Below are 14,407 nucleotides of genomic sequence, written 5' to 3' on the forward strand. Positions count from 1 at the left end.
TTATTGTTTTGCTATGTTGAATTACGTAGAGTTCATGAATTTTTCATCAAGTTTCTATAAAGAAATTGTGAAATTACTGGAATTAGTAATGAGGAGATCCCCCTAAATCCCCCTTACCAAGGGGGACTTAAAATTCAGACTTTTTCCCTCTTTTGCCAGGGAGTAAAAACCGAGTCTTGTTCCCCCCTTGGGTTTGGGACTTAAAACCGAGTCTTGTTCCCCCCTTGGTAAGGGGGGTTAGGGGGGATCAACTTCGATTTGGAGATCCCCCTAAATCCCCCTTAAAAAGGGGGACTTAAAATTCAGTTTTGTTCCCTCTTTTGCCAGGAACTTAAAATCAAGTCTTGTTCCCCCCTTGGTAAGGGGGGTTAGGGGGGATCTGCATCAGTGTTTGCGCGGTTTATTCACTGGTTTTTTATGAATTTATGTTACAAATTCCGGGGTTTCGCATAAAAATGGCAAGTCAATTCCAAGAGGTAGTTAGAGGTTTTTACTGAGTGTGAAAAGGTGGTGGTGAGGATGATGAAGATTTTGATTTAACTCAGATCTTGCACCTGTGTTTTTAGCCCACCCGGAAATCAATTTCCGGGCTAATACCTAAAGTAGGGGCGGGTTTAGCAAAGATTTTTTCTTTCCTACAGATAACCTAAAAAAAAACAAAACCCGCCCCTACAAGTGGACTGAAAGCTTTTACTTGTGAGTATTTAGTCCTCTTTAGAGGAGTTTCGCTATTAGCCTGCGAATTGATTCGCAGGCGGATGTTGGGACTGGTGCAAGATTTTGATTTAACAGGCGAGATTTTTTGGAAATAGTGCGCTGAAATTTTGGCAGCTTGAGACTTTGGCAATGTGATTGTCAGGGGATTTTGCGTGCTGAAAATTTGACGAAAAGACAAAGTAGTTAATTTTGTTAATTGCAATATCAAGGATTGAAGGAGAAAGCCATGTTTACTACTAATTCTGCTAATCAAGTAACCAATTATTTAGTTGAAGATGCACTTCAAAATGCTTACAACACTTTAAATAGTTTTGCTGGTAGTGAAGATTTTTTGAGCAAGATTAAAACTGCTTTTGGTGAAAGTTTTGATGCTACTAAGTTAGAAGATTTACGTCAGCAGTGGATTAGTAGCAATTTTGCATCACTTCCAGCTATTGAAATTCGCACAGGTGCAGAGTTACAAGGGGCAAATGCTGCTTATGCGGGGTCAACTAATACTATTTATTTCTCTCAAGATTTCTTGAATAAGTATGCGAGTAATGGTGAAGCGATTCGTGCGGTTTTATTAGAAGAAATTGGGCATTATGTTGATTGGCAGATTAATAGTGTTGATACTCCGGGGGATGAAGGTGAGTTGTTTTCGGTAGAGGTGCGTGGGGTGAATTTGAGTGAAAATCAGATTCAGCAGATGAAACAGGAGAATGATTCTGTTGTTTTGAATTTGGGTAGTAGTGCTGTAAATTCAGGAAATAATTCTGTTTTTCTTAATTTGGGGCAAAACTTGATTAAGGTTGAGGAATCGAGTTCTAATGGTTATAATTGGGCAGATTTTGATAGCCTTTATGACACTATATTAAAATCACGTCCTAAGACAAAAGTAATATTTATTAATGGAATATTAACAAAAAAAAAAGATGGTTTTGACCCAACTGTAAAGACTATTAAAGATTGGTGGAACTTAACATCAAATACTTCAATTGATTTTCAGTCAGTGTATAATAAAACTGAAGGATCGAAGCAAGAAAATCTGGATAAAGCTTTTCAAAATCTCAATGAATTTCTTTTTCAAAAAGCTAAATTGAATTATGAAACACATTGGAAAACTCTCATTGATGCACCTGAAAAGCCAGATAAACCTAGTCAACCTTTTGGTACAGAAGCAGAAACTTGGATTAAAACTCAGTCTTCAACTGAACAACAATATTATGACGCATACAAAATAACGAGGAGCTTTTTAAGTGCAACAAGCATTGACAAATTGATCGGGCTTTCCAAAGACCAAAAAGATTTATTGTCTCAATTTGTTGGCGATTTGGCAAAAAATGATCTTGAGGGATTTGTTCAAAATGTAATTACTGATAAAAATACAGATTTACAGGAAGCATTGGCTCAATACTTTTCCTATGGTGAGGTTTCTAGCAAATTAGATTCTAAAGTCAATGAGGAATGGTTAAATGGGTTGATAGAACATTTAAGCTATCAATATAGCAGCACAGACAGTCAGGGAAATTCTATTAAAGGGACTTATAATTCCGCCATTTTTATTCCACATTCTCAAGGTAACTTTTTTGTTGAAGATGGGTTGTTAAGCAAATCTTCTGACTTTGGAATCTATGCAGACAAAATCAGAATTTTAGGTTTAGGTTCTCCTACTAATTACTTTAGCTTAAATGGTCAATATTCTGGATCTCTTGCTTCTATGGTTCGAGTATTTACTGGCAATGATGATATAGTTACACATCTTCAAATACCTCAAGATCAAGTTGGTGATACAAATGATGCTTTAAAATACAGACTTGATCATTTACTAGATGTTATTACTGATGTAAAAAAATGGTTTGAGACCATTGATGGAGGTTTATTACATGATCTTAATGGATATCTTCGAGATGACTTTTTAGTATTAGGGGAAAGTGCAAAAGACCTATTTGCTAAATTTTTCAATGAAGTTAATCGAATGGGCTATTATTTTCCAGATGGACATGAGAATGTTCTTCTATCAAATTTGACTACAGATAAATTTGGTGATTGGATTGATGGAACTGGAGATGTAGATATAATTTGGGGTAAAGAAGGTAATGATGTTCTTCGTGGATATGGTGATCCATTTGGAATAGGAGATCGTTTATACGGCGGCAGTGGATGGGATATTTTAGATGGTGGTGATGGAGATAATGATGAAGCAGACTATGAAGATAGTCCTAACGGAATTAGTGTAAATCAAGATTCAAAGAGCTATGCTGGTGATATTTACAAAGTTCAAGATGGTTTCGGACAAGAAGACATTCTCGTTGACATTGAGAAAATTTCAGGTTCAAATCATAACGACGATTTTAAAGGTGGTCGTGGAGTAGATATTTTTTACGGTCGAAAAGGTGACGATACTTTTAAAGGAGAGGGAGGAAACGACAAGTTTTACGGAGGAGATGACAACGACACTGGCTACGGTGATGGTGGAGACGATTATTTTGAAGGAGGTTTAGGAAACGATAACTTTTGGGGTGGTTCCGGCAATGATACCTTTGATGATGATGGTGGAAATGGTGTTTTATGGTCTGGTGATGACTACTTTGAAGGTGAATCAGGGGATGACGTATTCTATGGTGCTGATGGAAATGATATAGCTTTTGGTGGTGATAATAACGATAACCTTTATGGTGAAGGTGGCAATGACAATTTAATTGGTGAAGCTGGTGATGACTATGCCGAAGGTGGTTTAGGAAACGATAACTTTTGGGGTGGTTCCGGCAATGATACCTTTGATGATGATGGCGGAAATGGTGTTTTATGGTCTGGGGATGATTACTTTGAAGGTGGTTCAGGGAATGACAAATTCTATGGTGCTGATGGTAGTGACACCGCTTATGGTGGTTCTGACAAGGACACACTCTATGGTGAGAACGGTAAAGACTATATCTATGGTGGATCAGATAGTGATTTTATAGCAGGTGGATCTGGTGAAAATAGCTCAGGTTGGGGTTGGTGGAGTGATGGAGAAGTCACACAAGATGCTAATGATGACGGGCCAAAAACAGAACCTAGCAAGATAACCCAACCTTTAAAAGTTACACAAACTAGCAAGACAACTCAACTTTTAACAAGTGAAGCTAGTTTTTCCATAGCTGGTTTAGAAAGTGGAAATAATACGGCTAACTCTTCTCCTATTTCTAATATCAACAATTCTTCTGCTTCCTCTAATATCATTGGTGAAGCCAGTTTTACAATAGCTGAAGCTAACTCTTCAGATAATGATGAAGGTGATGTGATTTATGCTGGTACTGGTAACGATATTGTTACTGGAAATGGTGGTGATGATTTAATCTTTGGAGAGGATGATCGAGATTTAATCTTTGGTGGTACAGGAAACGATCAGATTTCTGGCGGTAATCACAGTGACGAAATTCATGGTAATGATGATAACGACACAATTACAGGAGATGCTGGAGATGACAACATTTCTGGTGATAACGGATTAGACAGTATTCAAGGAAACAGTGGAAACGATGTTATTTCTGGTGGCGATGATACAGACACCCTCTCCGGTAATGAAGGCAACGACTTACTCAAAGGCGATGCAGGCAACGACATTCTTTCAGGCAACACCGGAAACGACACCCTCTACGGTGGTGAAGGAAACGACAACCTTTACGGCAATGAAGGAGACGACAACCTTTACGGTGAAGCAGGCGATGACTCACTGGAAGGCAACCTTGGCAACGACATTCTCTACGGCGGCGATGGAACAGACACCCTGTTAGGCAATGAAGGTGATGACAAACTTTACGGCAACCAAGGACAAGATATTCTCAAAGGTGGGGAAGGTGCTGATGAAATTTATGGCGGAAAAGGTGAAGATTCGATCTGGGGAGAAATAGGTTTTGATACGATCGATGGTGGTGCAGGTTCAGATACGATCGACTACAGCACATCTCCCAGCGGGGTTGTAGTTAACATTAACGAAAACCGGGACTATAACAACGAACAAAACCCTGGAATATTTGATTTAGAACCTAATTTTGCGATCGACGCTGGCACAGGTTTAGATGGATACGGTACTGTAGACAAACTCCGCAACCTGGAAAATATCATCGGTACTGCCTTTAACGATATCCTCATCGGTAACAATGCTGATAACCGCATCCAAGCTGGTGCAGGAAATGACTTAATAATTAGTAGCAAAGGCGATGATATTTACGAGGGACAAGATGGCATTGATGTTATCAGTTTCCGCCGTGACATTGATGGCGTTTATGTGGAACTAAAAGAAGGTTACGCCAAAGACGGTTTTGAAGGTTTAGATACTATTTCACAAATCGAAAATGTAGTTGGTTCGGAAAATGACGACGAAATCTATGCTGATGATAATGCCAATACCATCACTGGTGGTAGGGGAGATGACATCATTAATGGACGGGGTAATAATGACCTGATTTTTGGGGAAGGAGATCAGGATTTAATTTATGGGGAAACTGGGGAAGATACCCTTTTCGGCAATGATGGCAATGATATCCTCGATGGTGGTTTAGGAAATGATACCCTCTCCGGTGGCGAAGGTGATGACCAACTTCTCGGACAAGCGGGTAACGACACCCTCGATGGCGGCGAAGATAACGACACTCTTTTCGGCGGCGATAACGAGGATATCCTGTTCGGACAAACTGGCGCTGACTCCCTCGTTGGCGGAACGGGTAACGACTCCCTCAATGGTGGCGAAGATAATGACCAACTTTACGGTGAAGCTGGCAATGATACCCTGGATGGAGGTTTAGGGAATGATGTGCTTTCCGGTGGCGATGATGATGATACGCTGTTGGGACAAGCTGGCGACGATAAGCTGGATGGGGGAAATGGCAATGATTTTCTCAATGCTGGCGAAGGCAATGATACTCTCAGAGGTGGTAACAATAACGATACTTTGATCGGTGGCTCTGGGGAAGATCTTTTAACAGGTGGAGATGGAAACGATCGCCTTTTCGGTAATGAAGATCGAGATATCCTTTCTGGTGGTAAAGGTGATGATTATTTAGATGGGGGAACGGAAAGCGATCGCATTTTCGGTGATGATGGCAATGATACTTTGTTTGGACAAAGTGGAGAAAACACCCTCAATGGTGGCGCAGGAAATGACTACATCAATGGCGGTTTAAACCAAGATACTTTAATCGGACAAACCGGAAATGATACCTTTACTGGTGGTGGCGATCGAGATTTGATTGTCGTTAAACTTGGCGAGGGTAGCGATGTTATTACTGATTTTGGCGGTGTCGGTAGAGGTATTTCTCCTGCACCAGAAATCATTGCCGAAGTTGATACAATCAAATTCATTGGTAGCGGTTTAAATGCTGTCAATTTACTGCTAACTCAAGTAGGTAAAGATTTAGCAATTACTTTCGAGGGAATCGACAATACCAAAGTCATCTTACAAAACTTTGCTTTAGAAAATATCGATAACTTGGACACTGGCGAAGATGACGCGATCGATATCAACAATATCATCTTCGATCGTAGCGATCGGTTTGATGACGATCGAATTCTTGATGATGATGATGATGATATCGCTAACTTTGATGATGACGATCGCATTTTCGATGATGATGATGATGATATCGCTCTCTTTGACGATGACGATCGCATTTTCGATGATGATGATGATATCGCTAACTTTGATGATGACGATCAAATTTTCGATGATGATGACGATATCGCTAACTTTGATGATGACCACAATCTCTGGGAACACGATAGTTTTGATGTCATCAATGCCGATTCACAAATCACCAGAGTTTATCACGAAAACCATGTTACTTTCCTGAACGACTTAGATAACAACACCAAAGGTTACAAGGATTCTCAAGATGTAATCAATGGTCAAGGTGGCAATGACACTTTGAGAGGTTTAAGTGGTAATGATACCCTGCGTGGTGGTGAAGGTAACGACTCAATTTTGGGTGGAGTTGGTGATGATTATCTCAGAGGAGATGCAGGTAACGATTCCTTATTTGGTGATGGTAAGCACTTCCTCAAATTTAAGGATGGGGAAGACAATCTCTTTAGCGACGAAGAAGATGATACCTTTAATGAGGATGATGATGATGATGATTTAATTGCCATTAAACCAGCTTATGATTTGAAAAATGACGACTCGGATGATGATGATATTACCGAAGACGATCCTTTCTCTTATCCAAGTTATGATGATATTCTCCAAGGTGGTGAGGGTGATGATTTGTTGAATGGTGGACTTGGACAAAATACCTTGACTGGTGGTGTTGGTAAAGATATTTTTGTGTTAGGAAATTACACTGAATTCGACGTAATTACGGACTTCACTATTGGTCAAGATTTGATTGGTTTAACGGGAGGTTTGACTTTCGATAAATTAACAATCACTTCGGGAGATTCCGGCATAGAAATCAGGTTTCAAGATGAAGTAATTGCTGCTTTAAATGGGTTACAATCTCCTCTCACAAGCACTAATTTCACAATGATTTAATCCTTAGTTGGATGGTGCGTTACGCTTTCGCTAACGCACCCTACAAATTACTTAGTTGGATGGTGCGTTACGCTTTCGCTAACGCACCCTACAAATTACTTAGTTGGATGGTGCGTTACGCCTTTCGCTAACGCACCCTACAAATTACTTAGTTGGATGGTGCGTTACGCTTTCGCTAACGCACCCTACAAATTACTTAGTTGGATGGTGCGTTACGCTTTCGCTAACGCACCCTACAAATTACTACAAATTACAAACAGCTGATCTGTAGGGTGTGTTAGCGCAGCGTAACGCACCATCACTACAAATTACAAACAGCTGATCTGTAGGGTGTGTTAGCGCAGCGTAACGCACCATCACTACAAATTACAAACAGCTGATCTGTAGGGTGTGTTAGCGCAGCGTAACGCACCATCACTACAAATTACAAACAGCTGATCTGTAGGGTGTGTTAGCGCAGCGTAACGCACCATCATCACTATCCGTAACCAAAAACTTTGTAGAAATGTTATATATAACGTCTCTACATTTTGTTTAATCAACCAGACATGATATCAACTGGTTCATAAGTGTACTCAATTGTCAACTCTAATGCCTGAATTAAAGCTTTTGCTTTGAGTAGCATTTCCTGAAACTCTGTTTCAGGATCGGAGAGTGCGACAATTCCTCCACCAACGCCAATTGAGGTGTATTCAGATGTTAGAATAGCGGTGCGAATTACAATGTTTAAATCAGCTGAACCATTTAGTCCTAAAAAGCCGATCGCACCCGAATAAACTCCCCTCGCTTCTTGTTCTAAGCGATCGATAATTTCCATAGTCCGAATTTTCGGAGCACCTGTCATCGATCCGCCGGGAAATGATGCTTGAATGCAATCTATTGCTTGTAAATCCGATCGCAATTTCCCCCGTATTGTTGTTACTAACTGATGTACTGTGGCAAATGTTTCCACATCCATTAATTTAGGAACATGAACCGTACCGATTTCACAAACTTTTCCCAGATCGTTGCGTAACAAATCGACTATCATCAAATTTTCCGCTTTATCTTTTTCGCTATTGCGTAATGATTCCCGTAAAATTAAGTCTTCTTCGGGTGTTGTTCCCCGTTTTTGGGTTCCTTTAATTGGTTTTGTTTCTACCCAATTTTGCCGATCGATCTTGAGAAATCTTTCTGGGGAAGAACAAGCGATCGCAATTTCCCCAAAGCGCAAAAATGCCGAATATGGTGCAGGATTTATCCGCCTTAATGCGCGATAAAATTCTACAGGATCGGGAATAGCTTCGGTATAAAGCTGATTTGTCAAACAAACTTGGTAAGTCTCACCTTGATGAATTTCTTCTAAACATTGGTGAATATCTTCAATGTAAGTTGAGTAGGGACGACTCAAGCGAAATTCTAAAGGTTTGTTTCTTTTCTGGCAAACAATGGGTGGAAGTGGGGCGAGGTTTTCTAGTTGATGTTGTACTTGATTAAACCAAGTTTCTGCTGTTTCTGTTTGTCCGTTTTCAATTAGTTGCAATAGATAAATGCTTTGTTCTTGGTGATCGATCGCAATTAAGCGATCGGCAAGTAAAAACATCCCATCTGGCAAAGGTGAAGAATGCACGATTTTAGAACCACATTCCCCCTTAAGTTCATAACCGAAATAGCCAACAAAACCACAGTTAAAATCAAAAGGTAACTCATCAGCATGACATTTTCGACGTTCTATTTCTTGTTTCAAATACTCAAAAATGCTTTCATTGCGATGGGTTACTGTTTCTGACTGGGTGATAATTAATTCTTGCTTTTCGCTGTAGTAGCGTACTAATAAACTGTTGATTCCGTTTCCATCTCCCATAAACGAGAAACGAGATTGATTTGTTTCTACCAAGCTACTATCTAACCAAAAAGCATTTGTTTCATCCCGAAATAAATTAACAAAAATTTGTTCGGAATCTGGGCAAATGTTTAGTTTTCGTATCTTTAGTTTAAATTTTGGGGATTGGGGATTGGGAATGACAGGCAAGGTATTGGGAATGACAGGCAAGGTATTGGGAATGACAGGCAAGGTATTGGGAATGACAGGCAAGGTATTGGGAATGACAGGCAAGGTATTGGGAATGACAGGCAAGGTATTGGGAATGACAGGCAAGGTATTGGGAATGACAGGCAAGGTATTGGGAATGACAGGCAAGGTATTGGGAATGACAGGCAAGGTATTGGGAATGACAGGCAAGATGCCTGTCCTACAAGATTGGGAAAATTTTGGGTTTGGAATTTTGAATTTTTTGGTAAATTCTTGGGTGATATTTCGGAAGTTTTGGAGTAAAATTTGCCCATATTCTGTGCAGATTGATTCTGGATGAAATTGTACGCCCCACAATGGTAAATCTTTATGGCGCAATCCCATTATCAATCCTTCTTCTGTCCATGCTATTTTTTCTAAGCAGTCTGGGAGATTATTGGCAACTAGTAAAGAATGATAGCGCACTACTTTAAATGTATTAGGAATTCCGCGAAATAATTCGCATCCATTATGATAAATTTTACTGAGTCTACCATGTCTAACTTCTGGGGCATTAATGACACTACCACCATAACAGTAACCTATTCCTTGGTGTCCTAAACAAACTCCTAATAAGGGTACTTTTAGGTTTTCAATTACTTGTTTGCAGATGCCAAAATCTGAGGGTTTTTCTGGACGACCGGGGCCTGGAGAGATTACTATATTATCAAAGTTCAATGCTGGCAGGTCTTCCCAAGAAATTTCGTCGTTGCGAATTACTAAAGGAAGTTCTTGATTCACTTGTGCGATCGCCTGATACAAATTATAAGTATAGGAATCGTAATTATCAATGATCAGCGTTCTCATAATCCAGGCATTTGACAAGAAATCACGGTTTTTCAAATCCTACAGCACGAGTTTTAATTTTTTCTACAGTGCGGGGATCTGTTTCAAATGTAACCCAACCCGATCGCTTTGCACCTCTGGGTAAAAATTGAATCTGCAACTCGGCGCTTTCTTCTTCTTTCCCACCCTTTTCTAATACTACTTCGATTTGCACTGTCTCCGCAGTTTGTTTCCCTTTATTTTCCGCGACAACAGGAACTAAAAAATTTTGTCCTTGGGGCTGAATTTCTCCTAGTTTAATTTCAATATTAGGCGGTGCTTCGCTAGTAGTTTTAGCATCATAAATTAAATATCCTAAAGTGCTGACAACCAAAACAAAACCCACTGCAAAAATGAGCCATTCTAACCAATTTTTTTCTAGTTTACTCATTGTAGTAATATCCTCCCTGCGGAAGCGCCTAATGTAGCTGGTAATGCTAAAACTACTGTTTCTGCTAAATTTATAATTGGTGGAAGTCCATCAAAGCGCCCAAAAAACCATAGAATTGATGCGGAAGCAACTAAGGCTACTGCATAAGTAACAATAGTACCTGAAACTATAGTAAATAAGCTATAAGAGCGAGTAAACTTTTCGGCATTCACGAAGTTACTATAAAATAAAATTACTGCTCCAAAAATTATAGAGACTAATGCTAAAGCAAGCAATCTTTCCGAAGTAATTTGTGTAGCAATGACAATTACTTCTTCTGTGGGTGCAACATTAGCGGCAAATAGTACTGCACCACATAAAGAAATTACCACTTGTCCCCAAAAATCAATATGTTTTTCTCCTGGACTAGGGATACCTGGATCGTTTTGGTCGCCGTGCATTCCCGTATCAGGTTTATTATTATTGTTATCCCCAAGTTGGGCGGTTCCTACAGAAACTCCGATCGCAACAGTCATGGCTTCAACAATCACTTTTCCCGCAATTTCATTAAAGGTCATTTCTGCGGTAATGCGTCCTAATAACCACAAGAAAACAGCTGCCACAATTAATCCTAATCCCATTTCTTCCACAGAATCGATTACTATTTCTAATGGGCTAGCATCTCTTCTTAAACCCGCATAGCGGTTATAACCAAGTAGTAGAGAAAATGTGGCGAGGACATAAAGAAACATCCGCAATGGTTCAATAGAAAAACCCGCCCACCAAACTTCCATTGTGTAGAGAATTGGCAAACTAAACATTACGCCACCAACTACGCCCCGGAAGTATTCTTGAGAAGATTTGGTGAGCGATCGCACCATCTCCATTTGAATTTTGTGGCGATTTTTCTTGATTGGCAAACTCATTCTCTAGGTAATATCGTACATTGTAGTAAGTCATGGTAACTAATTTTGCTCTGGTTTCGCCTCTACATATCGAGGTAACTAGAATGTTTTATATAAAAAGCTACTCTAAAGAGTATCGATCGCCATTAGGGAGAAAAGCACCATGACAGTTGAAGCCACACAAGAAACAATCATCGAAACTGAGGTGGCTGATACTTGGGAACTTCATAAGCCTCCCACTGATTTAATATTTGATGATGGAGAACCCTTGGAAAGCAACCGCCATCGTATTGCGATGAATGTTTTAATTCGATCGCTACAGCAAGCTTGGCGCGATCGTACCGACTTTTACACAGGTGGCAATATGTTTGTGTACTATAGCAGCACGCAAGCACGTAACCGCGAATTTCGGGGGCCAGATTTTTTTGCCGTCCTTGATGTTGATGGAATCAGAGAACGTCAAGGTTGGGTAATTTGGGAAGAAGAAGGTCGTTACCCAGATGTCATTGTGGAACTAATGTCGCCTTCTACTGCTCAGATAGATACAGGAATTAAAAAAGATATCTATCAGCGAACATTCAGAACTAGAGATTACTTCGTTTACGATCCTTTTAACCCCGACTCCCTGCAAGGATGGCGTTTAAATAGTGAGTTTCAATATCAGCAACTAACACCAAATGAGCAAGGTTGGCTTTGGTGTGAAACGCTGAATTTTTGGTTAGGAACTTGGCAAGGAACAATCGATCGAGAAACTGCTATTTGGCTACGCTTTTATGATACTTCTGGCAACCTCGTCCTGTTACCAGAAGAAACCGCCCAACAGCAAGCCGAAGTCGCCCAACAGCAAGCCGAAGCCGAACGTCTGCGTGCTGAAGCTGAAACTCAACGCGCCGAAGCGGAACGTTTACGCGCCGAACGACTAGCCGCAAGGTTAAGAGAGTTGGGAGAAGATCCCGGCAATTTCTAAAAGGAGACTGGGGACTGGAGAGTGAGAGAGTTTTGAGTTGTCCCCTTGTCCCAAGAGTCCCCTTGTCCCAAGAGTCCCCTTGTCCCAAGAGTCCCCCTGTCCCCCCTGCCCCCCTGCCCCCCTGCCCCCCTGCCCCCCTGCCCCTCTGCGCTACTTCCCTCGATCGCTATTTCTCCCTACCTTTGTCTCATCCCAAGCGTTACCAATTCCTTGGAGAATTCCCCTGGCAATTAAACCGATACCTCTGCCAACTACTTGGGTTAAAACATAAACTGCACCTCTCCCAACTAGGGAAACAACCGATCGCACGCGGGGGGCGATCGCATCTCTAGTTTCTAATGCTAAAGTCACCGCATAAGGAATTCCTGAAAGTTCCCGCAACTCATAATTACGAGGGGCATAAATAAAAACTTTAATGATGCCATAACCATCCAAAACTAACAGATTATAGCGACTTTCAAAAATTGCTGTTGGTTCATTTACGTATTTTTCTACTCGATATTTCCAAGACAATTCATTTCTAAACTTTTCAATTTGCCTTGTCGAAACTAATCTTTGGTCATAAAAGTTTTGTTTTACTTCTTCCATATCAGCTAAATGATTTAACAGAGGTTGTACCACTGCATTAGCCACTTGAATGACTATATTTTGCAATAACAATTCGGCTCTCACCATTGCTTCCACTGTTCCCACAGAATAGGGAATCCCATCAATTATTAAGGGTATGTCAAACAGTAAATGGGACAATAGATCGGTCAATAGGGGAATTTTTGCCAAAATCTCTAACTCGACAATTGCGGCATCTTGTAGAATTACCTGCACAAGTTCAAAATCTTGATTTCCCAGTTGCAGCGTATAGTATTTACCAAAAAACTCTGTAGCCGACAAGCGCCATAAATCCAACAAAATCACAAAACGTTTTTCTGGTAATTGACTAAGTTGGACTTGAGAAAACCCTAATTCATCGACGATATCTTCTAATTTATGCAACACAATGTTGAGTAATTCGCGCCTTTTTTCCTCCCGAAAAATGTCGATTTCTAAAGGAGCGCCTGTGAGATTTTTTAAACCATATTGAATTTTGGCGAAAACGTTTTCAAAGATTTGCGATCGCCCAGCCGACAAACTGATCTCCTGACGCACTATAGCCGAACTCTTATCCCGGCGCTGTTCCCCACCCGGCTGCGGTGCTACTCCCCGGCTTCTCGGTGCTGGCGTTGGTGGGATACTAGCGGGTGTTCTAGGCGCTAACAACCTATTTACTAACCGCCTTGCTGCCAACAACTCTCGCCGCCTTCCCGCCAAAATTGCCCGATCCAAAACCGACAAGCGAGAATCTTTTAACTCTTCGTTGACTTGGGCCAAAGCCGCTTCGATTTGTTGCACTCCAGACAAGCGCATTCTCTCAAACCAACTAGTGAACAAACCCGGTTTTGGGCTAATTTTCCTCTCTGGAGCTCCGAAGGTAGGTGCTTGCCCCATAACAGGGGACGAATAACCGTAAGTTCCACCCCCTGCTACTAAGCGAATGGCATTGACTAACTCAGAAATAGCCGTTCCCTTGAGACAAAAACCTTCTGCACCTACTTGTCGCGCCGCTTCCAGTAATACGGGTTCTTGAAACGAACTCAACAACAAAATTGGTAACTGAGGATATAAAGTTTTCAACTGTTGACAAAGTTCTAACCCTGATTGTCCAGGGGGTAGCGATCGACCCAAGTCTAGATCTAAAATGACTAAATCAACTGATGTGCTAGGAAGCGCCAAAATTTCCCCTAATTGGGTTTCCGACTGAGCTTCTGCAACTACCTGTAGATCGGGAAACCGTTCTATAACAACGCGCAGTCCGGTACGAAAGACTGGTTCATCATCTACCAGTATTAAGTTAATTTGGCGATCGGGTGATGTCAGCTCAGGTGCCAGTTCGGTCATGATGCTTTAATTGCCATTTTCCCAAGGCTAAAGGCTAAACTGGATAGGGCGATGGATTGGGAGAATCTAGAGAAATGAAATCTCATACTTGGCACTTCTCCGATTCTTCTTTTCATTCGGTCTGGATTCTGTTTGAGACTCCAGGCTT

General features: G+C 40.9%; 6 protein-coding genes. 2 read left to right on the top strand and 4 right to left on the bottom strand.

Annotation, left to right across the window (positions count from 1 at the left end):
- Positions 1-943 precede the first annotated feature (943 nt).
- Entirely contained in the window at positions 944-7,210 is a 6,267-nt protein-coding gene (locus tag ACE1CI_RS26135) for a calcium-binding protein (RefSeq protein ID WP_496615826.1), read from the top strand.
- Between the two features lie 538 nt (positions 7,211-7,748).
- Here ACE1CI_RS26135 and pabB read toward each other — a convergent pair.
- Genes pabB through ACE1CI_RS26150 form a run of 3 tightly spaced genes read right to left on the bottom strand, consistent with a single transcriptional unit; the run spans position 7,749 to position 11,375 of the window.
- Positions 7,749-10,067 carry an aminodeoxychorismate synthase component I gene (gene pabB / locus ACE1CI_RS26140; protein ID WP_496615827.1) on the bottom strand — a complete coding sequence of 773 codons (2,319 nt, stop codon included), beginning with the start codon at positions 10,065-10,067 and terminating at the stop codon, positions 7,749-7,751.
- A gap of 22 nt (positions 10,068-10,089) precedes the next feature.
- Positions 10,090-10,476 carry a hypothetical protein gene (locus ACE1CI_RS26145; RefSeq protein ID WP_413265227.1) on the bottom strand — a complete coding sequence of 129 codons (387 nt, stop codon included), beginning with the start codon at positions 10,474-10,476 and terminating at the stop codon, positions 10,090-10,092.
- The gene (locus tag ACE1CI_RS26150; protein WP_496615828.1) at positions 10,473-11,375 is read right to left on the bottom strand and encodes a TIGR02587 family membrane protein; all 903 of its coding nucleotides are present in this window, start codon (positions 11,373-11,375) and stop codon (positions 10,473-10,475) included. Before ACE1CI_RS26150 ends, ACE1CI_RS26145 begins: the two co-directional genes overlap by 4 nt.
- Positions 11,376-11,523: 148 nt before the next feature.
- On the opposite strand from ACE1CI_RS26150, the gene ACE1CI_RS26155 reads away from it, so the two are divergent.
- A complete protein-coding gene (locus tag ACE1CI_RS26155) occupies positions 11,524-12,327 on the top strand; it encodes a Uma2 family endonuclease (protein WP_496615829.1) in 804 nt (267 codons plus the stop codon).
- Positions 12,328-12,477: 150 nt separating this feature from the next.
- Here the strand turns inward: ACE1CI_RS26155 and ACE1CI_RS26160 are convergent, their stop codons facing one another.
- A complete protein-coding gene (locus tag ACE1CI_RS26160; protein ID WP_413265230.1) occupies positions 12,478-14,259 on the bottom strand; it encodes a DUF3685 domain-containing protein in 1,782 nt (593 codons plus the stop codon).
- Positions 14,260-14,407: the final 148 nt, after the last annotated feature.

The sequence above is a fragment of the Floridaenema flaviceps BLCC-F50 genome (assembly GCF_041929275.2).
Lineage (GTDB): Bacteria > Cyanobacteriota > Cyanobacteriia > Cyanobacteriales > Aerosakkonemataceae > Floridanema > Floridanema flaviceps.

Bases quoted from the DNA above. Each gene is read 5' to 3' on its own strand.
- ACE1CI_RS26135 (WP_496615826.1), top strand. From the start codon at position 944: ATGTTTACTACTAATTCTGCTAATCAAGTAACCAATTATTTAGTTGAA.
- ACE1CI_RS26155 (WP_496615829.1), top strand. From the start codon at position 11,524: ATGACAGTTGAAGCCACACAAGAAACAATCATCGAAACTGAGGTGGCT.
- pabB (WP_496615827.1), bottom strand. From the start codon at position 10,067: ATGAGAACGCTGATCATTGATAATTACGATTCCTATACTTATAATTTG.
- ACE1CI_RS26160 (WP_413265230.1), bottom strand. From the start codon at position 14,259: ATGACCGAACTGGCACCTGAGCTGACATCACCCGATCGCCAAATTAAC.
- ACE1CI_RS26145 (WP_413265227.1), bottom strand. From the start codon at position 10,476: ATGAGTAAACTAGAAAAAAATTGGTTAGAATGGCTCATTTTTGCAGTG.